The sequence below is a fragment of the Nocardiopsis sp. iso_40 genome, from assembly GCF_056173285.1.
The window spans coordinates 1,477,999-1,500,495 of sequence record NZ_CM149666.1 but is presented as its reverse complement, the minus strand read 5'-3'; the positions used below and the strand labels follow the sequence as shown (position 1 = coordinate 1,500,495).

The 22,497-nt window shown below is 65.2% G+C and carries 18 protein-coding genes and 1 pseudogene; 9 read left to right on the top strand and 10 right to left on the bottom strand.

Annotation, left to right across the window (positions count from 1 at the left end; all coding sequences use genetic code 11):
- Positions 1 to 2: 2 nt before the first annotated feature.
- From AC0VYD_RS06610 to AC0VYD_RS06590, 5 genes are all read left to right on the top strand, one after another.
- The gene (locus AC0VYD_RS06610) at positions 3 to 2,636 is read left to right on the top strand and encodes an RNaseH domain-containing protein (RefSeq protein WP_475479067.1); all 2,634 of its coding nucleotides are present in this window, start codon (positions 3 to 5) and stop codon (positions 2,634 to 2,636) included.
- 294 nt (positions 2,637 to 2,930) lie between these two features.
- Positions 2,931 to 4,109, top strand: coding sequence for a hypothetical protein (locus tag AC0VYD_RS06605; protein ID WP_475479066.1), 1,179 nt, complete (start codon positions 2,931 to 2,933; stop codon positions 4,107 to 4,109).
- Positions 4,110 to 5,195: 1,086 nt separating this feature from the next.
- Positions 5,196 to 5,498: a hypothetical protein gene (locus tag AC0VYD_RS06600; RefSeq protein WP_475479065.1), complete on the top strand. Its 303-nt coding sequence runs from the start codon at positions 5,196 to 5,198 to the stop codon at positions 5,496 to 5,498.
- A gap of 79 nt (positions 5,499 to 5,577) precedes the next feature.
- Positions 5,578 to 6,072 (top strand): CdiA C-terminal domain-containing protein, encoded by a 495-nt coding sequence (locus AC0VYD_RS06595; protein WP_475479064.1) that lies wholly within the window; start codon positions 5,578 to 5,580, stop codon positions 6,070 to 6,072.
- Positions 6,073 to 6,082: 10 nt separating this feature from the next.
- Positions 6,083 to 6,406: a hypothetical protein gene (locus AC0VYD_RS06590; RefSeq protein ID WP_475479063.1), complete on the top strand. Its 324-nt coding sequence runs from the start codon at positions 6,083 to 6,085 to the stop codon at positions 6,404 to 6,406.
- A gap of 259 nt (positions 6,407 to 6,665) precedes the next feature.
- On the opposite strand, the pseudogene AC0VYD_RS06585 reads toward AC0VYD_RS06590, so the two are convergent.
- Together AC0VYD_RS06585 and AC0VYD_RS06580 are read right to left on the bottom strand one after the other, a co-directional pair.
- A pseudogene (locus AC0VYD_RS06585) lies at positions 6,666 to 7,463 on the bottom strand (IS5 family transposase).
- 262 nt (positions 7,464 to 7,725) lie between these two features.
- Positions 7,726 to 8,208 carry a hypothetical protein gene (locus tag AC0VYD_RS06580; protein WP_475479062.1) on the bottom strand — a complete coding sequence of 161 codons (483 nt, stop codon included), beginning with the start codon at positions 8,206 to 8,208 and terminating at the stop codon, positions 7,726 to 7,728.
- A gap of 250 nt (positions 8,209 to 8,458) precedes the next feature.
- Between AC0VYD_RS06580 and AC0VYD_RS06575 the strand changes: the two genes are divergently transcribed.
- Positions 8,459 to 8,890, top strand: coding sequence for an integrase core domain-containing protein (locus tag AC0VYD_RS06575; protein WP_475479061.1), 432 nt, complete (start codon positions 8,459 to 8,461; stop codon positions 8,888 to 8,890).
- A gap of 3,800 nt (positions 8,891 to 12,690) precedes the next feature.
- Here the strand turns inward: AC0VYD_RS06575 and AC0VYD_RS06570 are convergent.
- Positions 12,691 to 12,984, bottom strand: a complete 294-nt coding sequence (locus tag AC0VYD_RS06570; RefSeq protein ID WP_475479060.1) for a hypothetical protein — start codon at positions 12,982 to 12,984, stop codon at positions 12,691 to 12,693.
- A 1,001-nt stretch (positions 12,985 to 13,985) separates the two neighbouring features.
- Between AC0VYD_RS06570 and AC0VYD_RS06565 the strand changes: the two genes are divergently transcribed.
- Both AC0VYD_RS06565 and AC0VYD_RS06560 read left to right on the top strand, forming a co-directional pair.
- Positions 13,986 to 14,486 (top strand): hypothetical protein, encoded by a 501-nt coding sequence (locus tag AC0VYD_RS06565; RefSeq protein WP_475479059.1) that lies wholly within the window; start codon positions 13,986 to 13,988, stop codon positions 14,484 to 14,486.
- 78 nt (positions 14,487 to 14,564) lie between these two features.
- Positions 14,565 to 15,308, top strand: a complete 744-nt coding sequence (locus AC0VYD_RS06560) for a hypothetical protein (RefSeq protein ID WP_475479058.1) — start codon at positions 14,565 to 14,567, stop codon at positions 15,306 to 15,308.
- On the opposite strand, the gene AC0VYD_RS06555 is transcribed toward AC0VYD_RS06560, so the two are convergent.
- From AC0VYD_RS06555 to AC0VYD_RS06525, 7 genes are all read right to left on the bottom strand, one after another.
- Positions 15,302 to 16,198 carry a phosphotransferase enzyme family protein gene (locus AC0VYD_RS06555; RefSeq protein WP_475479057.1) on the bottom strand — a complete coding sequence of 299 codons (897 nt, stop codon included), beginning with the start codon at positions 16,196 to 16,198 and terminating at the stop codon, positions 15,302 to 15,304. The two genes, AC0VYD_RS06560 and AC0VYD_RS06555, sit on opposite strands and share 7 nt — an antisense overlap.
- 77 nt (positions 16,199 to 16,275) lie before the next feature.
- Complete coding sequence (locus AC0VYD_RS06550; protein ID WP_475479056.1) at positions 16,276 to 16,950, bottom strand: HIT domain protein; 675 nt, start codon at positions 16,948 to 16,950, stop codon at positions 16,276 to 16,278.
- 13 nt (positions 16,951 to 16,963) lie between these two features.
- On the bottom strand, positions 16,964 to 17,902 hold the full coding sequence (locus tag AC0VYD_RS06545; protein WP_475479055.1) for a DUF2797 domain-containing protein: 939 nt from the start codon (positions 17,900 to 17,902) through the stop codon (positions 16,964 to 16,966).
- Entirely contained in the window at positions 17,899 to 18,930 is a 1,032-nt protein-coding gene (locus AC0VYD_RS06540) for a hypothetical protein (RefSeq protein ID WP_475479054.1), read from the bottom strand. The genes AC0VYD_RS06545 and AC0VYD_RS06540 overlap by 4 nt, the downstream gene beginning before the upstream one ends.
- Positions 18,927 to 19,586 (bottom strand): AAA family ATPase, encoded by a 660-nt coding sequence (locus AC0VYD_RS06535; RefSeq protein ID WP_475479053.1) that lies wholly within the window; start codon positions 19,584 to 19,586, stop codon positions 18,927 to 18,929. The genes AC0VYD_RS06540 and AC0VYD_RS06535 overlap by 4 nt, the downstream gene beginning before the upstream one ends.
- Positions 19,579 to 20,475, bottom strand: coding sequence for a hypothetical protein (locus AC0VYD_RS06530; RefSeq protein WP_475479052.1), 897 nt, complete (start codon positions 20,473 to 20,475; stop codon positions 19,579 to 19,581). The genes AC0VYD_RS06535 and AC0VYD_RS06530 overlap by 8 nt, the downstream gene beginning before the upstream one ends.
- Positions 20,472 to 21,164, bottom strand: coding sequence for a pyruvate phosphate dikinase (locus AC0VYD_RS06525; protein ID WP_475479051.1), 693 nt, complete (start codon positions 21,162 to 21,164; stop codon positions 20,472 to 20,474). The genes AC0VYD_RS06530 and AC0VYD_RS06525 overlap by 4 nt, the downstream gene beginning before the upstream one ends.
- 584 nt (positions 21,165 to 21,748) lie before the next feature.
- On the opposite strand from AC0VYD_RS06525, the gene AC0VYD_RS06520 reads away from it, so the two are divergent.
- Positions 21,749 to 22,423, top strand: a complete 675-nt coding sequence (locus tag AC0VYD_RS06520) for a haloacid dehalogenase type II (RefSeq protein WP_475479050.1) — start codon at positions 21,749 to 21,751, stop codon at positions 22,421 to 22,423.
- Positions 22,424 to 22,497 lie beyond the last annotated feature (74 nt).

Below are 22,497 nucleotides of genomic sequence, written 5' to 3'. Positions count from 1 at the left end.
CGATGATCACCACGTTGGCCTATCTCTTCCCCCATACCGGTCTGGGGGCCGTGACCGCCTACCCTCTTAGCCGAGACTTTTCCGCCGCGTGGCAGCGGCTCCCTGGCTACAGTGACTCCGACAACGGAGCCAAGAAACGTTTCAAACGGCCGCCCTATGCTGGTCTAGCCTCAGCGCTGAGCGCGGTCACCGGTCAACCGGTGGTGCTGATGCCCGACACTTATCACCACGTTGACACGGACGAGATCACCCCGATGGTCGCGATCACCACTGACCCCATCGACTCTCGGTTGATGGCCAGTGCGGTCCGTACCTGGGAACGCTTGGTGCGTAAAGGAGATGACGCCAACACGTTGGCTCCTCTCTTGGGCGAAGCCGCCATCGAGCGCTACGAACTCGCGTCCTTCGTCCGGGGGTCGAAGGAAGGCAGGCCCGTTGCCCCCGGGTGGTTCTACCACGTCGCCACTTGGTCTTTCGCTCAACGCCTCGCTCGAAAACCTCTCACCCTCAGCACAGAGGGGAAGGCGGTTAACGTCGCCTGGAGGATGGACACCCAAGGCAGCCTGTGGTCATGGGATCTGCCGACACATAACGAAACCTTGCGCCCCAAACGCGTGGGCTTCGCAATGCACAAGCTGGACTTTCGCATCATCACGCTGCCAGGGGAGCCACTCTTCGCCGTCCACGTCATTCCGACGTTCACCCGGCTGGCCACCCACTGGGCCCGTACCCGCACCGTCGTGCTCGACCGGGGTAAGCAGGCCTTGCTACGACTCCCTGTGGGCCATCGCCCCCTCAAGGCTCCAGACGGGGAAGGCAAACCGCACTGGGAGGCGTATCCACGCAACTTCGCCGCCGAGATCGTCCAGGAGTGCGGGCTGGAACTGATCGGCCTTCCCACCAACGAGGAACTTGCGGTCCTAGGCGGTTCAGGTCGCGTGCTCCTACCCGGACCTCAGGAATATCCCATCGGCAAGGGAGTGGGGACGCGCTTCATCAAGACGCTTTCCGAGCACATCACCGACACCGTCAAGCGTCCACGTATCACGCCCGTGGTCTTCACCGCCGCCTCGAAGAAGAAGCTCGTCCGCCCCTTGACTGGGCAGCTACGTCCAGAGGACATCAAGCACGCGATCCGAGCCACAGGCCACGAGAAGATCCGCATCCTCGTGCTCTACAGCGAGGGTTTCACGCGAAAGCGCGTCAGCACGGCACTCACCGCCTACACCCCAACACCCGACCGACCAGTAGAGTGCGCTGATCGCACCGACCACGAGCTCTCGGAAAACCTCTACGTCCACTTCCGCCGCGTACCAGCGATCGACTCTCCCAAGCCGGTCGTATGGAACAACGAGTTGGCCCCTCTCCACGAGCTCTTCCGCGACGACATGCTCACCGGGGCCCTGGTCGAGACGGTGTGGACGCCCAAGCCCACCAAGAAGCAGCGCGAGGACAAGACCACCCCCCACGACCACAAGCGAGACCTGCGACGCAGCCTCTACAGCGCGGGCGTCGTCTCCCAGTTCCTCGCCCGCAAAGACCCTCCCAAGCCCAAGCAGGAGGAGCCCACCGAAACCACCGGCGCTGAATCAAACACCGACACCTCTGAGACCACCAGTAATCGCGAGAAAACGGATCACCCCGCGATCAACGCACCACGTGACCTGCTCTTTCGCCTAGGCGCCATCGACCACCGCCTGTCCGAGGCGGTTCGGTTGGACGACAACGCAATCCTGGTCGGTATCCACCTGCGCCAACAGCGCAAGAGCTCCCGTACCCCGCGGGGAGCCAATCAGACACAGATGGTCGAGGTCCTCACCGCTGTGCACACCAGCCCGGATCCAGAGATCCCCTGGCGAACAACGACATATGACCCGAACACCAACGATTGGCTGCCCCAGGCCAAAGCTGAGGCTGTCTTCGGGCAAGGGCCCATCGGCCAGGATGGCCACGCGCGCCATGAGGAAGGTGCCAAGAAAGTAAGCGACCAAGTCGAGGCGGCGCTGCGCACCCTACCGACGAACCGCCCTCTGATCATCTTTGTCGACGCCGAGGCATGCCGAACTATCTGGCCTGGATTGCAACATCAATCTCTCAAACAGGGGGCTCTCCCCGGTGACCCTCTGCGTAGGAACGGAAGGTCGATCTCGGTGGTTTCGGTCAACACCTCCTACGGCGAGGTGCCTGACCCAGTTGAGAACACCGCTCGCAGCCGAGAGAACCTCAGGCGGCCGGCGAACCCTCAGGACTACCTCTACCACCGCACATCCAGTACCGGTGTCACGACCTGGTACATCGCCCAAGCCTCACGCACCTACCAGGGGTTCGGTGCTGACGGCCGTGCTGGCGGTGTCTACACCCGCTTCACCCTCCCCGACGAGGACCGTCGCGCTCACCTGAAGAAGGACTGGCACGGCTTCACCGCGGTTCAGTTCCTCGTCGCCAACAGCGGAGGGCGTTCGGAAGAGGAACTGGCGACCCTCGCAGCACAGCTATGCCACCAGTCAGCGGCCTGGGATTGGCGTACCCGCCATCCGTACCCCCTCCACGTCGCTGGAGCAGTCGACCGAGTTCATCCTGAGTACCGAGGGCCATCCCTAAACGACGCCAAACCGCAGGATGAGAAATCACCGTGACTCGCCCGGTCACGCCCCCTATGAGGCGACCTGACATTCTCTCAGCTCCGCGCTCGCCGTTCACCTCGGCGATCGCGGAGCACTGGTCGCCCAGAGAAAGTGGAGCTGAGCGGCTTTGAGGCGACACCCTCATCTTGCCGCCGTTGTGGCCCTGAGGGGTCGAAATACAGCGGCAGCCCTACGGTGGAAGGAAATCACTCACTCGACAATCCCCTACGCAGAGGGCTCCTTCCTGTCACCGACAGATGGCAGCATCGGTGTCCGAACCCCACCGTGCACGAAAGGGAACGACCGGTGAGCCGCTACGCATTCGACCCCCACCACAACGCGCTGATCGTGTCCTGGCCCACAGGCTCAGGAGACGTCGCCGCAACCCTCGCGCCCCTGCCTCCAACCACCGTTCCCGGCCAAGCCCAAGCACTGGCACGGAAACTCACCGACCTCTCCCACATACTGTGGCGCACCTACACCTATCCCCCCGCGGCGGCCCACAGCACCGAACCCAACGGCGAAGGCTGGCGACGCCAACACGAACGCGACAACCTCGCCTCCGTTCCCAGCGCCATCACTGACCCGAACCTGCCCTCCAACGGAAGGATCATCCAGTCCTACGTCCCCTCGCAGGAACAAGCCCACCGTGTCGGCCGGGCCCTGCACACCATCAACGACCCCAGCCTGACCGCTGCGATCTCCACCGAGGTCAAAGCCGAGCTAACCGCTATCGAACAAGCCGAACGCGGTGACCTGTCCGGCCGCGCCATCCAAGCAATCGCGCTGAGCCGAGCCGGGGCCTCCCCCGTGCAGGTCGAGGCAGCCGACCGACTCCTACACACCCATCCCCTCGGGGGCGAAAAACTATTCACCGAAGTGGACCCCGCCGCTGCCGCGGTAGCCGCAGCGCACTGGCTCCAGGCAGCCGCCGACATAACCTCCGAAGTGTGCGACCTGCCCGCGGCCGACATCGTCGTGGAGTCCGACAACATCCATGCGCTCCCCCACCAAACCCCCACCCATGTACTAACCATGATGGAAGCCGGGCTCCGCCCCTATGAGATCGTCACGAGCCTCATCGGCGAGGCAATGATGGCGGCCGAAGGCACAATTCCCGATCCTGACGAGCTCAGGGAACGTTTCACCGAGGCCGAGGAGATGGCGCAGCAGCACAGCGACGACCCCAATCTGCGGCATGCGCTACTGGCTTCGGTCCGCACCACCCCGCTAGATCCAATCCGGCCCGCTCCGGACCTTTTGGAGGACCTCCTCGCCGGGATCGAAGGATGCGCAACGCTCTTCCACGAATACGCAGACCAGCTCGACGAGGCTTTCGGTGGGCCGATCGACCTCCCCGAGAGTGGCCCGGACGATGATGAAGTCGACCAAGAGGAGTGGGAGGCCTACACCCAGGAGATCCACAAGAGGTTCGTCGCCCTGGTCCGTGTCGAAGCCGAGAGCAACCGGGACCGGTTCCTCTAACACGAGAGTAGTGCTCGCGCGGCGACCTCGCGAGGTGCCATCGGACGCCACCAACCACTCATGTGTGCTCCGTTCGTGCTCCGCAGTTTTGGACCGGGACGCCACAGGGCGGCACGACGCAGCACAGAACGCCATCCGAATTCGGATGGCGCGGGACACAGCAGTACGAAGTGACACGTGGCGATACCCGGGCACCGGACTTCTAATCCGATGGCCGCAGGTTCGAATCCTGCCGGGTGCGCCACAAAACCCCAGGTCAGACGGGGTGCGCGAGGACCTCGAACGAGGTCCTCGCCGCGTATGGGTGCCATGTGTGCTCCTGGTGTGCTCCCCAGTACAAGGTGGGTGCAGGTAGGGGTCGACCTCCCGGAGCACTTTGCCGAACCGTGACCCTACGGCCCGCGCCGGGGCGGCCCGTGTCCGCCCATCAGCGCCCCACACCCGCCCCAGGACGGGCGGCGCCGCCCTCAGGACCCTCTCACCGTCCACGGCCGGACACGGCCGTTCCCCAAAACATGTCTGCCCAACGTCTGACCTCCCGGTTCAATCGCTCCAGAGGATTGGTCGACAGATCCCCTTCCAGCTCCCGCTGCCTCAGTCAGCATCTGTTCCACCTGGGGGAACTGATGCCCGAGCATGGACGCGACCGTGTCCAGATGAGTGCGCACTGCCTCACGGTCCAGCGGCCGTTCGGCGAAGGCCTCAACCACCTCGTCCAGTTCGGCGCAGATCAGCGAAATTCCGGACTTCAAGATCCCCCATCGGCTCTCAACGCTTTGACCAGGTCCTCCACTGCGCAGTGGAGACGCTGTGCACGTAGGGAGTTACATCACCCCAAGGGACATGACTGCCAAAAACTCCTTTACGCAAGCCGGGGAATACTCGACAGATTCAGGCTTCTTGGACTCTTGAGCCGAACCAAATTTGAGAGCGCTTGACCGGGAGTCGTCCGGCGCCGATCCTTGAAGGAGACACGAGAACAGTAGTTGCTGTCATTGAGACTGAATCAGGCGCGGCAGCAATCAACCAGCTAATCAGGTTCGCTCCGATTCAGTGGACCATCCTCGAACAGCAGGAAGTCACAGAATGATCCAATTCATTAAGGAATACCATGCGGGCATCGGTCTCGTCGTATTGTTCCTGGGAATTGTCATCGTACTGTATCTGGCCTACGGGCATGACTGGATGCCTAACGAGGAAAAATCATTGCGCGAAAATTTCAACAGCCTGAGCGATTCGGAACAATACGACCTGTGCATGTACTTCGGGACGACTCCCTCTGACCAGGTTGTTGCGGATGCTTCCTCGCAAGGCTGGGGTTACCGTGATGCAAACGAGATCCTCATCCCCACGATGGATGATCTTTGTGGGTTCGACTTCGACAGGTGATGGGGGGCGGACTCCAACTATCTGCTATCAGCCGTGTAGCGGAGCTCTTGGCTACGGAAGTTCATGAAGGGCGGAATCAGTGTGTGATTCGTATCCTCCAAAGCCTGGGAATCTGCTCCAGAATCTAGACCTCCCTGAGCCGACGATCTCTGCGCACTGCGCCCACAATCGAGCCTCCGTAGACGATCTTGTGGAGGCAAATTTGATTGGTACTGCTTGGGAGTACTTTGATACAGTAGAAAATCGTATTGCCAGATACTTCCAGCAACACTTATGCCCGGTCGTATCCGTAGATACGACCCGCACGAGAAAGACACCCGACTGCGTCCTCAGTAGCCACCACGTGACTGCTGAGTTCAAGACACTGGAGCAAGGAACCGTAAGCACCGTCAGGCAAGCGATCCGCAAGGGGTGTAAGCAGTCCAGCAGGATCGTGATCGATGCCCGAGCCGTCATACTGTCACCAGAAGACGCTGAGGCAGGTTTAGCCAGGGCCTTGAGAGGAAATCAGTATCGTCCCTGCATCGAGGGCATCCTCCTGTTAGGTAACGACTACTCTTTGCACTGGCCTTAGAGGGGGAAGGATGGCGTACTCCGTCTCCATCATGCTGGCCACCTCCGAAGACCTTGATGCCGTAGCACACCATCTTTCGTCGTGGCTGGACACCAAGCCTGCGCGCTTCGACGGCGTCACATACGAGATGACGCTGCTCGACGGACGAATCGTTGATCTCGAGCAAGCAGACGAGTATCCCGGTTACAACTACGCGATCGACGTCTATGGCGACAGCCGAAGGGATGCGCACAAAGCGGCCAGAGCTATCTTCCATCAGCTAGCCGATGTACTGGACTGGCCTCTTGGCATGGACTTCGACAGCTCAGACAGGCCAGCGCTAGCGCACCCCTAAACAAACTGAGTGATCCCATAAAGGGAACCAGGGGACCTTTGATCCGATTGGCTTCCCGCTGTGGAATTTGGGAGCCCAGGGAAGCTGGTAGGCGTGGGGCCGCGCGGAGTGTTTTGCCATCGCATGACCCTCCACGCGTGATCCGGAGCTCATGTCTACCTGCCAAGCCCTTGCCGTCACTTCACGGTGGCCCTGCCGAGAGGCTGCCACTATCCAGGACCGCGGCCGTATACGGCCGTTTCCCCCCTAAGAACTCATCTCATTTGGTGAGTCTGCGGAAGCAAATCAACGTGCGGGCGATGCCGGAGAACGCGAGGAAGTGCTCAGCCTTGCGCTCATAACGGCGGTGCAGCCGGCGGCATCCGGCTAGCCAGGCCACATGGTGCGCTCGACCTGCCAACGGTGCCGCCCCAACCGCTTCGAGGACTCCACGCCCTTGCGGGCCAGGCGATGGACGATCCCGCGTTCACGCAGCCATCGGCGCAGGTGGTTGTAGTCGTAACCCTTGTCGCCGTGGAGCTTGCCGGGTTTGCGCCGCCTGCGGCCTCGCCTGGACCTGATAGGCGGTATCGCGCGAATCAGCTGTCGCAGCGCTTGGCTGTCATGCAGGTTCGCACCCGAGATCGCCATGGAAATCGGAAGCCCGGCCCGATCGGTGATCAAGTGGATCTTGGCACCCATCTTGCCCCGATCGACAGGATTGGGACCTGTCAGGTCCCCCTTTGAGAGCACGCATGTTCACCGAGTCGACCGCACACCGCGACCAGTCCAGCTCACCACGGGAGCCGAGTTCGTCCAGGACCAGGCGGTGCAGCTTCGCCCACACACGGGCCCGACTCCACTCGGCGAAACGCCAGTGCGCGGTAGGCCCGGAGGGGCCGAAGACCGGTGGGAACTGAGCCCAAGTGCAGCCGGTGGTCGACACAAAGATGACCACGGCCAACACCTCACGGTCTCCGTGTCTGCGCCGCCCACCACCTTGAGGCCGGGTGGGCGCCTCGGGCGCCACCCGCTGAAACAGCTCCCACAGTCCGTCCGGCACCAAACGCTCAACCATCGACACCGGTCCAGGCTATCGAGAATCCAAATGAGATGAGCTCTTAGCGTCCCGGTAGTGGGATTCGGTGAAGGCACCGTTCCTCAGGGCTGCCTTGAGTTCCGCTTCGCTGGTGGGCCTCCACATCGGAGGCAGGGGAGTGGTCATGGACGACTCGTCGCGGTGCCGTTGTTCTTCGTCGGGTTCGCCCTGGACTACCTTGCTTCGTAGTCGGCTACTCGTGGCAGTGTCAGCAGGGAGTGCGGTCGCTGTGGCCGGACGTTCAGTTTTTTGGCTTCCTGCGCCAAATCGCTTTAGCCGCTTCTAGTCGTTCATTCGCTCGTTGGCTGCGTTCCTTGCTCTTCTGCTGCATCCTTGCTATGCGCTCTTGCGTTTTGCGCTCGCTTTCTTCTGAAGCCTTGGAGGGGCGCCCTTCCATCATCCGAATTTGACTATCAGGTAAATAGTCAGGATAGAACTTCTCCCCAGTTACCTCTTCTCGCCACTCGGTGACCTTGCCCATCCTGTTGCGGTACGTTTTGAGATCCGCTTTCTCACACTCGGCGAGATACAGAATGTCGTAGTCGCCACCCTCGACCTTTTGGGCGGTCTTCTTCATTCCACGGGAAAGATATCTCGCTACATCAGCTTGCTTCTTAGTACGCGCGGTTTCTCGGTGCTCGCACCAAGCCCCCTCGTCGTAGCACCCCGCTTCAGCGTACTGATTCCACTTTTCGAGATGTTCGATCTTCTTGCGTCTCCACATGGCCCTCCACCCCCGAGTTGGTCCCTACCTAGTAAGACGTCGGTACCGCAGCAGCGGTTGTGTGGAGGTGGCCGAATCTCTGCTCGCCCTGGACAACCATGCAAAACCCCCGGCTGCCGAGGGAAGGCCCGCCCCGGCAAACTCACCTGTCCCGACTGCCGAACCCGATCCAACCGCGACCTGAGACAACGCCGTGGCCACTCCACAGCGCAGGGGTACGGGCACGCCCACCGGACACGGTTGGCCCGGCGTGCTCAAGCGTGATCGCCAGTTCCGCATCTGCAAGAAGGCCGAGGCCGAGGAAGCCGACCACTGGCCGCTGGACCGTAAGACGTTGATCGCCATGGGGTTGGACCCCAACGACCCCTCATACGGTCGCGGTCTCTGCCACACCTGTCACTCCTCGGAGACCGCCCGGTTCCAGCCGGGGGCCAAGGAGTCCGGGTTGGTGCCCTCGATGGGCTCGATCGGGAACTGTTACGACAACGCGGTCATCGAGTCGTTCTGGTCGCGCACGCAGGTCGAACTCTTGGATCGGCTCAGGTGGCGGACCCGGATGGAGTTGGCCAACGCGATCTTTGAGTACCTGGAGAGCTTCCACAACCGCCAACGCCGGCACTCGGCGATCGGCTGGCTGACACCCGTAGAGTTTGAGAACAAGAAATCGAGCACCGCGGCCTGAGAATCCAGAAACACGGCTCCACCAAACTCAGGACATGCCAGAGCCTCCATCACACCCGGCACGAAACATGTTGTCTCCTGGGGGTAGGGCGAGAACTTGCGTGCGTTCCTCGTGAAGAGCATTCAGGCTGTCCGCGGCTGCCCGCAACAGTTGGGCGATCGCGGGGCCGATGGAGCCCGGCAGCAACCGGTCAACGGTCGCCTGCGGGGGATGGTGAGGTGGCCGTCCCCGAGGGTGTACGTGCCGATGTAGGTGTCGAGGGTGAGGCGGCCGTCCATGGTGACGGTGTCGGTGCGGGTGGGCTCCTCGGGGTAGTGCCGAACAGGTCGTCAGCCCACGCCCTGGCCAACACGACGTCCAGGGGCAGCGGGTCCAGGACGGTCGGCAGTTGGGCGGTGCCGCTGTCCGGGTTGTATTCGAGCTGGGTCGGGTTGATAATGCCGTACCGGGGTTCCCGGCCGGGCAGGTCGAGTCGAAGCCGGTGTTCCCGTGAAGGTGCGAGGGCCAGTGCCTGGGGAAGCGCGGCCAGGCGACACGAGCCAAAGTGCTGGGCCGGATCTCCGACTCCCAGTTCGGGGGAGGTCCTGCCTGCGGGTGCTGTTCACCCGTCCGCTGGCCATCAGATGGAACCAACCGGAGTGCTTGTGGCCCGTGCGGCCAGTACCGTTGCGAGGAGTCGTCGCCTACAGCCACAGGTGCCCCCTCCAGGCGGGTGTGGCAGGAACACGAGGAGCACGTGCAGTACCACCCCCAGCCCCGCAGCCCTCGCAGGGGTACCAGCAACAGGCCCCGGCCGCACCCACACTCGTCCGCACTCACGCGGCCCCGCAGGGCTGGGAGTATTTGGTGTTGGAGAAGATCCACAACCCGCAGCACAAACTCAACGAGTTGGGTGGGCAGGGGTGGGAGTTGGTGGGAATCGACTCATCGCCCAACGCGAGGATCGGGTCTCGGTATGTGTTGAAGCGTCCCCGGCAAGGGTGAGAGTGCCCCGACCAGCTCAACGCGTCGCCCCTCGACCCCCTGTCAGATCGATCTTCTTTCCTCCCTGGTGCGTGACCAAGCAGGTGTGCTCGGGCCCGAGCACCCCGATGCGAAGGTCAGCGAGCAGCTCCTACAACACTGGCTAAACGAACTGCCTGAAGAGTGACTCAGCCATCGGACCTTTGATCCGATGGTCCACCGGCCCCGGGCGCGAGGAAACCCCAGGCCAGAACGGGTGAACCCGCATCCCCACTTGAGGTCAGCGGCCCTGTGGTGCTCCTGGTGTGCTCCCCTGAACCGGCTACCGCACCGGGGCCAGGTTGCTCACCTCAACCGGAGCCGCCACACCGCGTAACAGCGCGGCAGTGACCCCAGCCTCCGTCGTCGTCGCATGCGGAAAACACGCTCTGGCAGGTGTGCTGTGTGAAGTACGTGATGAGGCGGCCCAACCCGCCCGAGGCCACCTGCACAGCCGAGCCCGCGGCCAACACCTTCCAGGCAAGCCCACACAGCGCGAGGACCCAACACCCACACTCGAACTCGCCCTGACGCTCAAGCGCCTTGACCAACACCCCCACCGGGCCTTTCCACCCCCGCACCACCCGATACGGGCGTTATGCCCTTTTCGCTGGCCGTGGCCACCACCGGCCCCGCGGGGGCGCTGGCCGCAGGGACGGCCCTGATGCCGGGGCCGGGGTGTTCGGGGCGACAGCGGGGCACTGGTGGCCCCACACCGCCCCACGATCCGAACAGGACGGGAACCACCCAGCCCGGCACCCCACCCCAACCCCGAGCCCGGCGACCACGACCCCGGACACGAAGCGCCACCCACGTCCCGTACTCACCCCTCACCCCGAGCACCCGTACGCACTCTTAAGTTCTTCTCCCGTATCGAGAACCGCTCCCGCCCCAGGACTTCGACACCTCGACCCGCACACGTCGGAGAGGACACGCCAGCAGAACGACACCAGCGGCCCCAGCAGACCTCGAACGGCGAGGCTCCCAGCAAGCTCGAACACCTGCTCTGCTAACGCCACGACCTTCCCGACCAGACTCGTACCACCACGCATCGGATCCGTCTGCGACTCCTCAGCCATGGCCCACCTCCACCACTGCTGCCCGCGCACCTCACAACAGCGCACCAGACCATGCGGCTACGGCGCTGGCATGCCCGGCGCTCACCCGAGCGATCACACCGCTGAAGAACCCATGAATCTCGAACGGTCCACGAGATCCCAGAACAATAGCATTAATAAGATCAGTGAATAACTTTTTTATAAGTGAAGATGAATGGAGAGGAGTGGGAGATGATGGTCAGGTCAGAGCGAAAGAACGGGGGCGGGTCAGCCGGTGGGCCGATCCGCCAGTAGGCCGGGGCCGCCGCCCCCTACGTGAAGTTGAGTACCCACTGGGTATAAGTCTGGCCCCGTGAGTCACGCTCAAACATGCCCTGACCTGCAAGGATGAGAGTTTTCAGCCCGATCGTGCCACTGGGGGCGCTGGCGTAGGCACAGGCATAGTCACAGGCGTAGTCATAGGTAGGGCGATGGGCGTAGTCACAGGCGTAGTCACAGGAGCCCCTGTTTTCACCCCCTCCCCACCCCCAGGAGAGAGGGAAGGCACAGGAATGGCTTCCTCTGATTCACCGATCATTCCTTTATCCCTCGCTCGATCCACCGCACCATACCGGAGTCGAACAGCACGCCTTCGCGCACACGCACCGCACCGCACCGCACCAGGAGAATCCGAGGCCTCACACTCGCTCCGCGCCGCGATTCCTCACACCTGAGAACATATCTTTGTCCATATAATGCTTTTCAGAGAATCGAATGCAAACAACGATGAACCAGTCAGGCCCCGCTTAGACCACAACCGCCTCGGTCGAAGACCCCGACAGACCCCATACCCCTACCAGCCCGGTGCAGGCGAACCAGGGCATTGAAACAGGGCCACCCCTGGAAGGGAACAGCCCTGGATCCTTCTGTGCGAGGTCAGGCCACGGGTTGCCGCAGTGCCTGCCACTGACGCACCACTGCGGCCAGGTCGCTCATGTCCAAGGGCGCCTCACCACCGCCCGCCCCCATGGGCTCGGGAGCTGAGCCCTCTTGGCGAGGTGTGGGTGGCACCGCCTTCGTACGACGCCGGGCGTGCTGGTTCTTCTCGTGCACGGACAGGTACAGGCGCACCCCGCGCACTCCGTCATCGTCCTCGCACCACCCACGCCGTCCCGTGTACAACTCCCGCTGGTGGGGCGGCGGCCCGGCTAGGTGCGTGCCCGTGCGTGCTTCCCCAGCACGGGGCCAAGGAACCTTCACCCCTACCTGGCCCGCACGCCGCCCCAGGCCAGGTTCACAGCCTGGGGTCGGACGCCGTGCCGGCAGCGGTTGACGCACCTCAATCGCCGGTCGAGTGCTCTGCCCGGTCGGACTGCAGAACACGGCGGCGAGCACCACCCCCAGCACCCAACGCAGGTGCTCGCCCCAGCCTTGTCGGCGCTTGCGATGCTGCCCGCTATGCTTTTCCACGATCTCCTCCTGCTGATTCCAGGTGGGGATTAGGCCCCGGCTCGGTGTTGGTAGCACCGTGTCGGGGCGCCTCCACTTTCTTTTTCGTTCTCCATCAAGGTGTGGCCTGGTCGGGTGTCAATGGCCCCGGGGTTGTACGCCGCCCGGAACTGCGCTTCCCGCCCACACCACACAAAGGGCACAAAAGCCCCTAAAGCCCGCAAGGAATGAGCTGTTCCCTTAGGGCTGGTTGATGTTCGCTTGGGTGAGCGAGGTTCTTCAACCCCATACGAAAAGAGGAGGCGGAATCTCTCAGAAAAGCGCCGATACCGCCCGACCGTCAGAGGACAGTCCCTTTTCAGCGCGGGCTTTGTTCACGCGGGCCCTGATGAGGTCCGCGTTGACGCTGAGTTCCCGGGCCAGAGAGGCGTAGGTCTCCCCTCCCTCGAAGCGGGCCAGGAGCTCGCTGTTGGGCACCCCCAACTCCTTGGGCGGGCGATGCCCCTGGAGGGGCACCGTGCCTGCGGCCTTGCGTTTCAGGGCGCGCTGCTTGCGGAGCCTCACCAGGTACATCACGTTCTGGTGGCGCGCCCCGGGGCCGGTCATAGCCCCACATCTTCGAGGGGGTTTCTCCCTCGTGCCACAGGGCGAAGAACGCCCGTCTGGCTCGGCCCAAGGTCCGGGTGAAAGCCGCCGTGTCCATGTTCACCGCGCGCTCGGCTCGGCGGCGGTCGTCGTGTTCGGCCAGCGCGGTCAGCACTTGGCGGTGGGCCGGAGTGAGGGCTGCCCAGATCTGGGCCAGGGCGATGCGGTCCACGAGCAGGTCCTCGTGGGAGTGAGCGGGTGCTGAGGCGCTGGTCCAGTAGCGCAGGAACGCCCTGGAGACCAGGGCCTTGTCCTTACCGCCCAGCCCGTGGGCTTTGAGGTCCTGGTAGTGCTGGGCCTTCATTGCCTTCCACCCGATGGCGATCAGCTCGGTCTCCTGCGGACGGGCCGCGACCAGGTGCAGGTGCTCGGTGATCGCTTCCCAGGCGGTCTCGGCTCGGTGGACCATGTCCATGCCGTTCACCCACCGACACTCCCGCGCCACCCACACCGCCAACCGCACCACCTGGAAGGCCGTGTAGCCGTGCCCGACCACGTCATCGGCCCTGGGCTGGGGCAACAACGGCCCGAACTCGTTCGAGCCGCGCGGAGATCTCACAGCGCCCCTGGCAAGGTTGTGGTCGCCCGCTTCGGAGGAATCGGGTTCTGTCCTCGAAAGCGGCGGTGAATCACAGTGTCCGCCGGGGTCGGTACTGGGTGCGGGCCCGCTGCGGGTGCGGTGTGGGCTCCTCGCCACCACTGGGCCGGTCTCGGACGTTGTCGCTGGGGTCATAGGGCCACTGTCCGGAGAAACCGCTGACATCCCCATGACGGTGCGGGCATGGTGGTCATGACAAGCCGGTCATGGTGGAGCTGGAGCTGGCGCCCGTAGTCTTCTGTGCCACCTACCCGCCCCGAGGTTTCTAGTGGAAGGCACCCCCGTGTTCTGCGGAAACTGTGGTCGTTGCCGAGACAGTGGCGACTGCTCCTGTGTTCCCGCGCGGTTCTGGCGCAACCCCCAGGTGCGGCGGGCCGCAGCCGAAGGGGACGCCAACGCGCTGATCCGCCTCTTGCTCCGGCACACCGACCTGGCCCAGGACGCCATCGCGCGGATGTGCGACCTGTCCCAGACGATGGTCTCCCGGGTCCTGAGCGGCCAGCAGGAGCTACGGAAGCATGAGACCGTCCGACGGGTGATCGAGGGCATCACGCACGGGTACGAGATTCCCTCCCCCGTGATGGAGCGCGTCCCACCGGAGCTGGGCCTTGCCCTGAACGGCTCCCCGCAGAAGACCGCCGAAGTCCTGGGACAGGTGGCCGGTGTGGACGTGGAGGACATCCCGGGGGTGAAGGAGCAGCCACCGGCCTCGGCGGTCAGTTCCGCGGTGCTTTCCTGGTTGGTGTCAGGGCCCGCCTCCGGTGGGGCCGAGGCTCACCTGGCAGAGGGTCCGGTCGCGGCGATCCGCAGCGCGTCAGCGACGTTCTCCGCATTGGACAACCGCTTCGGCGGTGACAACGCGTGAGCGGCGGCGGTGCACTACCTCAACGGCACGGTGGTTCCGCTGCTTCGGAAGTCCCATGCGGAGAAGGCCGGCCGGACTATGTTCGCGGTGTCCGCGGAGTTCGTGCTCTCGCTGGCGTGGATGTCCTACGACGCCCAGCGCAACGGTGCCGCCCGCCGCTACTTTGTTCAGGCTCTGGACCTGGCCGCGCATGCGGGCGACCGGCTGCTCGGGGCAAGCGTGCTCTCGGCGATGAGTCACCAGGCCAATTACGTCGGTGCGCACGCCGAGGCGCGGGATCTGGCCCGGGCGGCGTTGGCCGGTGCCGGGGAGCGGGCGACACAGACCATGCGGGCGCAGTTCCTGATGATGGAGGCGCGTGCCCACGCCTTCGGACAGGACAAGTCCGCGTGTTTCCAGGCGATGAGCGAGGCAGAGCGGGCTTTCGGTCGACGTGACCCGGGGTCCGATCCGGAGTGGATCGGCTACTTCGACCATGCGGAGTACTCCGACGAGGTCGCCCACTGCCATCGCGATCTGGGCCATGCCCATGTGGCGCGGCGGTTGGCGGAGCAGAGCCTGGCGTCCTCGGTCGGGGAGGAGTACTCGCGCAGCCGGGTCTTCACCCGTCTGGTGTTGGCGGCTGCCGTGCTGGGGCAGGGCGAGGTCGAGGAGGCCTGCCATCTGGGCTCCGTGGTGCTGCCACAGGTGCGGGCGACGTCCTCGGCCCGGTGCGTGGGCTACCTCGACGCGTTCGCCCGGAGTGTGCGGCCCTACCGTGGGCAGCCGATGGCGGACCGGTTCCTGAACCAGGCTCGGGCCGTGGTGTCGGCTGCTCAGTAGGGGTTCCACTCCCGTGGGCGTCGCGGGTCGGCCAGGTCGCTGATGCGCCGGTCGATCTCGGCGTCGATCTCGGGACTCTCTCCGCGTTTTTGGGCAAGCCAGGTGGTCATGCGCAGTTCCCGGGTCTGCTTGTAGAGGGGGTAGCCCTCCCAGGCGGTGACGTCGAACCCGTAGGCCTCGCAGAAGTCGGCGTACTCGGCTTCGCTGTGCCAGCCCAGGTCCCGGTAGAGGGCGGTCAGGACCAGGTCCCACTCTGGTGGGCCCCAGCAGATGCCGTCCAGGTCGAAGAGCACGACCCCGTTCGGGGTGGCCAGGACGTTGCCGATGTTGGCGTCGCCGTGGATGACGTGGATGCCCAGTACCGGCTTGGTGGTCGGGATCAGAGTAGCCAGGTCGCGATGGGTCTGACGTAGTTGGTCGCGTTGGGTGGGGCTGAGCCCGGGGGCGGTGTCGATGCGTTCGGCCACACGGTCGAAGGGTTCCAGGTCGGGGAGATCGAGTTCGGGCGGCGGGATGAGGCCGTGCAGCGCGTGTAGGAGCTTGGCCAACTCCCGGGGGACGGTCCACTCCCCTTGGCCCCCCTCCCAGAGCGTGACGGCGGTGTCTTCGGCCAGAACGGGTTGTTCGCCGGGCAGGGGGAGGCTCACCGGCAGGCCCTTTGCGGCCAGCCATCGGGCGGCCCGCACCTCCCGGTCGGCCTCCGCCCATCTGGCCTCGGAGCGTTCGACCCGGGCGATGACGGCTCCGTCGCGCAGGCGGAACACCGCGCGCTCCCCCATGCGGATCAGTTCGGGCCCATCGTGAGCCGACGTCTCGGGGGCGCCCAGGGCCTGGGCGGCGGTGTGGACGGCTCGTAGGGCGCGCTCGGTGAAGTCCTCGGTGTGGGCCACGGGCCCCAGCCTATGCCGGGGCCGCGCGCCCGCCCCGTGTTCGAGCGGAGCATCCCGTGGTGAGGGGGCGAGACGGGTCACCTGGTGCTGAGGGCCGTGCTCATGCGGTGGACCCGGTCGGTCTGGGGGAAGGTGAGCCAGTCCCACTCCCCTTCTTCGGCGCCCATCCAGGTGGCCAGGCAGCGGCGGAAGAACTGGGAGGGCGCTCCGGTGGCGGTGCCGATCCAGTCCTGGCCGGGTGTGCCCAGGGCGAGGTAGGAGCGTTGTTCCTCCTCGACCAGGCGGCGGGAGGCGCTGATCCAGTCCGTGCAGGGTCGCATGGTGACGGGTGTCGGGATGTGGTCGAGGAAGCGCCGGTGGTCGTGGTCGGTGGCCACGACGTGGATGTGGGTGTGGTCGTAGCAGGCACCGCCTTTGTCGCGGAAGTCGAGGCTGCCGTGTTCGAAGACGAGGCTGTCCAGGCCGCTGCGCTCTCGGATGAGGCTGGTGACCTGTGGGATGAGGGTGCGCAGGTCGGTGTGTTCGTCCTCGTCCAGCCAGCCCACGGAGAGGGTGTGGCGCTTGGAGACGATGAGCAGGTACCAGTCGGTGAGTGCGCCGATGAAGGGCATGACGACGAAGTGTTCGCTCTCCATGAGCACGTAGTCGGTGCGGGTCCGGGCCAGGCCCAGGTCGTAGAAGAGGTTGGAGTCGTCGCCGCCTTCCACCTCGCAGCAGAAGGTACAGATCTCGCTCAGGGTGCTCTCGTGCACGGGGTCCTCCGGGTCAGAACAGGGTGGGCGCGCCGGTGGGAGCGTCCTCGGCGGTGGCCGGGGCGAGGGATCGGCCGATGAGCCTGCTCAGGTCGGCGCAGTGGCGGGGCGCGTCGGGTCCCGGTTCGGGTTCGGTGGAGAACACGGCGACGGGGCCGGCGGCCCCGGTGATGTGCAGCCGGTGGGTGCCCTGGGTGAGGTCGTCGGGGTGGGCGAGCACGGGGGCGGATTCGAAGACGGCGGTGGAGCAGGCGGGCCGTATCCAGGGTTCGGGGGCGGCGAGCACTTCGGTGCCGGGCTGTTCGTCGCCGATCTTATTCAGGTAGGGGGTGACCTGGGATGCGAGGTCGGTCAGCTTCGTGATGAGGGCGGTGGTGTCGATGCTGTTCTGCAGGCCCAGGACCTTACGGCGGGTTTGGACTTGTTGGGGCAGCGCGAAGTGCTGGGAGACGGCGGACTCCAGGGTGCGGACCGTGGCCCCGTCCTCGGTACGGGCCAGGTAGAGGGCAGCGACGGGTCCCTGCTCGGCCAGTCGGCTGCGGCGGCGTGAGTCGGCGGCGGTGCCGACCTTGGTCGTGCCGTTGGCGAAGACGTCGAGGTAGAGCCAGTGCGGCTGCCGGAGGTAGTCGCGGATGTTCTCGGGCAGCGCGTCGGGGGTGCGGTGGGCCTGGTGGGCGGCGATGAACCCCTCCTTGTACTGGCAGCGTCGGCACTGTTTGCCCCGGGTGACGACCTCGTCGGTGCGGCAGCGCACGTGCCTGCCCTCGGCTCCGGTGAGGTCGAACCAGCCGATGCAGCGCCGTTGCTCGCCGTCGACGCGGAAGGCGTGCTCGCCCAGGAGGGGGTGGAGCAGGCTGCTTTCGGGGTGGTCGGGGTCGGTGGTGCGCAGGCGCGGGGTGTCGGGGTCGCTCCAGTCCAGGCCGAGAAGGGTGACGGGTGCGGTCGGGTTCATGCCAGGCTCCGGTGCAGGATCGTTTCGATGTGGTGCAGGCAGCGGCGGCGCCGGGTGGCGACCGGGGTACTGCGTTCGGCGTACAGTCCGTGGTCGTGGGTGCCGTTGAGGTTGTCGGTGACGATGTGCAGGTAGTCGAAGGGCACCTGGGCGGTGGTGGCGGCGAGGGCCATGTGGCCGATCTCGGGGTCCACCACGTCGAAGTGTGCACGGTGTTGCTCGAGCCAGGTGCGGGTTTCGTCCAGGACGCTGGGGACCGTGATGTGCCGGGCCCGGTCGCGCAGCCCGGGCAGTGCGGGGTCGAGGTCCAGAGCGCTCCTCCAGGAGAGAGGGCGGCCCTCCACCTGGGTGGTGGTGCCGGTGACGATGACGGTGTTGGGTTCCATGTCGGGCTGGAGGCCGCCGAGTTTGCCGACGTAGAGCACGCCCGAGGTGTGGCCGCGGGTGATCAGGGCGGTGACCAGGTCACCGGCGAGGTCACCCCAGAAGCTGAACTCGCATCCCAGCAGGAGTGCGGTGGAGTGGCCGATGCGCGCGGTGCGCCAGCCGAAGCCGGGGCGGTGGTCCCAGCCGGTGCTGGAGGCGGGTGGCCGGGTGAGGAGGGGTTCGACGTAGCCGAGGATCGCCAGGTCGTGTGCGGGCAGGTTTCGTGGGAGCCAGTGGTCGACGAACGCCAGCCCCTGTCCGGGGACGGGCTGCTCGATGGTGATCTCGGCCGGTAGGTCCGTCATGGCGCAGGCCGCGCGTAGAAGCTCCGCGTAGTGGTGGGTGTAGTCCTGGCCGGGAGGGACCACACAGTGCAGGACCCCGTCGGCGAGGGTGAAGTAGGGGCGGCGCCAGTTGAAGCGTTTGCCCACGCGTTTGTCGCCGCCGACGAGGAAGCTCAGGGAGCGGTTGGGGTAGACCCATGCCCGGCCACGGGCGGCGGTGAGCAGGTCCAGGGGGATCTTGGGGAGGACATACTCCGGGAGGCGATCGCCCATGGTGTGTTCGCTGGCCAGGACGGGGCTGGTCGCGGTGGTGTTCACGCGTTGACCTCTCCGTGCAGGAGGGGCAGGAGGTCCGTTTCGTCGGCGGTGCTCGGCAGGGTGTGCACGGGTGCCGGGTGTGCGTCGAGCAGTTCCTCCAGGGCGCGGGCGGTACGGGTCTGGTAGTCGGTGAAGTCAGCCAAAGAGGTCGTGGCTCGCTTGGTGGTGAAGGCGCCGTGTTCGGAAGGTTTGGAGGTTCTGGCCCTACGGGTGGTGGCCACCTCCGCCGGGGTGGTGAGCAGGACGATCCGGTCGGGCTGTGGCAGGGCGGAGAACACGGCTTGGGCCTGGGACACAAGGCGTTCGTCGCCGGAGAGGGTCATGCGGGCCTGGTGTTTGAAGTACCAGCCGTCGACCACCACCGGCCGGTCCCGGTCGAGTGCGGGTGCCACGTGGGTGTGGTGGAAGAGCGTGTACCAGGCCGCGAGGGAGTGCAGCCAGTAGTGCGCCGGGTAGTCCCAGACCGGTTCGGCGTGGTCGTAACCCCAGGTGAGGTCGTGCATGAGGGCAAGGCGCCGGTCCAGCCATGTGTTCCCGGTGTGGGGCGGATCGTCCTTGCTCAGGGCGGTGACCTGGGAGGTGGCGGTGGTCAGGCGGGACAGTAGGTGGCTCTTGCCCGCTCCGTCGATGCCCTCGATGGTCCAGAACTCAGTCATGGGCGCTCCTGACGGTGATTCCGGCTTCGCGAAGGTTGATGGCCAGGTGCGAGAGCAGCCCTGAGCGCAGGTACACCTCTCGGGTTCCGGTCTGGTGGAGTCGGTCGATGAACGCGGCCAGGCGGGTGTGCTCCTCACGGGCGACGGACACGTCGAGCAGAACGGGGCCCTCAGGTAGGGGTGCCTCGGTTGAGGAGAGCGGGGCCGTGTTGATCGGAGGTGCGGGGGTGTCCCGTTGCCAGGTGTCGGGTTCGGGCACACTGCTGCGGATGTTCTGGGCGGAGAGTCCGTAGCGGCTGGAGTGGTGCAGCTTGAGACCGAACGGCTGGCCCAGATCGTCGAAAAGGGCTGTCAGGTGGCGGCGGTGTTCACGAACCCACGCCACGAGGGTGGCGATCTGCCAGTCATCAACGCGGGCCGGTCGTTGTCGGGTTCCGTGGCGGGGGTCGTGGAAGCGAGCCGCCTGGAGATGGGTGTCCGGGATGGTGAGTTCGAGGCCATCGTCCTTCACCACCAGGACGGCGGGGGTCAGGCGGCTGTCCAGCTCCCAGATTCCGGGAACGATCTCGGCCACCACCACTGACTCGTAGACCGCGAGTTCAACGGAGAAGAGCACCTGCTCATAGGGCTGCACCAGTACAGACAGCCCCGGAGCGAGATCAATGATCCACTTCGCCGCGGCTGCGGGTGTGGCTCCGACCAGGCGAGGCAGGTTCCGTTCCTCGGAGGTGGCCGCGGTGCGCAGCACCAGGAGTCGGTGCTCGCTGAAGCTGTCGCGCAGGGCCCGAGTACTCATCTGGTGCGGTCGCCGCACGACACGGATCGGTACACGCAGCAGCCCGTGGGCTTCGAGGGCGTTGACGGCCTCGATCTTGTCCCAGTCGCTCATGAGGCCCACTCCAGGGCAGCACGCGTGATCGGGCGTACCTGGAGCACCAGGACGGTCGCGCCGTTCCAGGCCCACTCCACGTCGACGTCGAACCCGAAGTGGGCGCTGAGCTGTTGGCACAGGGGGTGGAGCTGCGCGGTGAGAGCGAGGCTCGGGATCTGCTCGGGGCCGGTCGATGCCCTGAACCGGCGGGCGTCACGCCGAGCTCGCATACGCAACGGCATCCCGGCGGTGGCTCCGTCCGGGTACGGGGATGCTTCGACCAGCAGGCGGTCCTGGCTGAGGAAGGCCACACCGTACAGGGAAGCTTCAGCCTGTTCCTGGACCAGAACGCACCCGCTCGGGACGGCCTCCAGCTCCTCCTGTGAGAGGAGATCTTGGTCGATGACCCGGGCCAGCGCGGAGGCGTCGGGTGGACAGTTGAGCAGCGACACCGATCGCCCAGCATGTGCGCGCTCCAGCCCGTCCTCCAGGGTCGAGCTGGTGCGCACCACGACTCGGCGGGGCCGGTAGAGCTCCAACCACGTGCGGAGTGAGGCGATCGCTTCGCTGGTTCCGTGCGCCAGAGCAGCAGCACTGAGGCAGAGCCCCGGCGGCACGGGGAGCCCGAGGTCAGCGACCTGGCTCAGCCGCGCCGCCTTGTGACCCCACATGTCGGGGTCCAACCGCTGAGAGAGCAGGTCAGCCACCAAGGCGCCACCTGCTCTCAACGCGGATCGTCAGGCTGAAGACCGCTTCGATGAATCCGTCCATGCCCCCACTCTGGCCAGCCCAGAGGGGCCATCCCATGACCAGTCAGTCATGGATTCACCGACGTGGGTCAGCGGCTCCATCGTGAGTGACGGGAGGCGATCCCGGCACACACCGCAGTGGCACGTCCCACGTACTTCGCACCTGGCACGAGACACGATGGCGAGGGCTTGGGCGAACACGCTGGTAGGTCGATACTGATCAAGACCCGCCGGGTGGGTGGACAGCCTCTTCCGTCCTCGATCCGATCTGCGGCGGGACCCGTGTCCACACACGGTTGCTGCGGAATCTCAACCTAGGGTTACGCACAGAACTTCTGGACAGACGGTTTACAGCCGAGGGTAAAAGCCCGGTGTCTGCACCGGTCGGCTCTGAAACCCGCGCTTTGGGCGTGGAGGCCGTGGTTGATCATCGTCATCGTGGTTGCCGCCCGTGCCTGCACTCCTTGTCACTTTGTTAGCTTCGTTCCCGTTCGTCCTACTTGAGTCGGGCACAGGGGGAATCGCCGACCATGGGAGCTCTCATGACCGTTCGCCCGCACGCCGTTGCTTTCGATGTTCTCGAAACCCTGCTGAACCTGGATCCGCTCCGCACACGGCTGGAGGAGATCGGCCAACCGGCAAGGCTGCTGGAGCCGTGGTTCATGCGTTTCCAGCGCGACGCGATGGCACTGACCCTCGCCGGGGACTTCGCCTCGTTCGAGTCGGTGGCACGGCAAGCGTTGCGCACCGACACCGGCCACACCGCCGCTGAGGAGGACATCAACCACGTACTGGAGGGGTTCGGCCACCTGCCCGCCTATCCCGACGCGGAACCGGCGCTGCGCCGACTGTCCGAAGCCGGAGTGAGGGTCGGCTGCCTGACCGTCGGCAGCGCCGAGAACACAGTTCGCTTCCTGGAACGAGCGGGCTTGGCGCGCTACGTGGACCGGGTGATCACCGCGGAAAGGGCCGGTATCTGGAAACCCGCTCCGTCCATCTACCGGGTGGCAGCCAGCGAACTCGGAACGTCACCGGGCGACATGGCGCTGGTCGCGGTGCACGCCTGGGACTGCCATGGAGCCAAGCGCGCTGGCTGTATCGCCGGTTGGTGTGAGCGATTGGAAGGCCGCTACGGCGACGTCTTCACAGCACCCGACGTGAGTGGCACCGATCTTGTCCAGGTTGTCGAACGCTTGCTGCAACTCTCCTCCGGCTGAGTTCCACACAGTGGTTTCGTTTCGGATGTGCTGGAGCTCTGGCGTGTGTCATGTCAGGGGCGAACACGAACAGT

Bases quoted from the DNA above. Each gene is read 5' to 3' on its own strand.
- AC0VYD_RS06560 (WP_475479058.1), top strand. From the start codon at position 14,565: ATGTTCGCGGTGTCCGCGGAGTTCGTGCTCTCGCTGGCGTGGATGTCC.
- AC0VYD_RS06570 (WP_475479060.1), bottom strand. From the start codon at position 12,984: ATGACCGGCCCCGGGGCGCGCCACCAGAACGTGATGTACCTGGTGAGG.
- AC0VYD_RS06610 (WP_475479067.1), top strand. From the start codon at position 3: ATGATCACCACGTTGGCCTATCTCTTCCCCCATACCGGTCTGGGGGCC.
- AC0VYD_RS06600 (WP_475479065.1), top strand. From the start codon at position 5,196: ATGATCCAATTCATTAAGGAATACCATGCGGGCATCGGTCTCGTCGTA.
- AC0VYD_RS06535 (WP_475479053.1), bottom strand. From the start codon at position 19,586: ATGACTGAGTTCTGGACCATCGAGGGCATCGACGGAGCGGGCAAGAGC.
- AC0VYD_RS06520 (WP_475479050.1), top strand. From the start codon at position 21,749: ATGACCGTTCGCCCGCACGCCGTTGCTTTCGATGTTCTCGAAACCCTG.
- AC0VYD_RS06545 (WP_475479055.1), bottom strand. From the start codon at position 17,902: ATGAACCCGACCGCACCCGTCACCCTTCTCGGCCTGGACTGGAGCGAC.
- AC0VYD_RS06580 (WP_475479062.1), bottom strand. From the start codon at position 8,208: ATGTGGAGACGCAAGAAGATCGAACATCTCGAAAAGTGGAATCAGTAC.
- AC0VYD_RS06590 (WP_475479063.1), top strand. From the start codon at position 6,083: ATGGCGTACTCCGTCTCCATCATGCTGGCCACCTCCGAAGACCTTGAT.
- AC0VYD_RS06530 (WP_475479052.1), bottom strand. From the start codon at position 20,475: ATGAGCGACTGGGACAAGATCGAGGCCGTCAACGCCCTCGAAGCCCAC.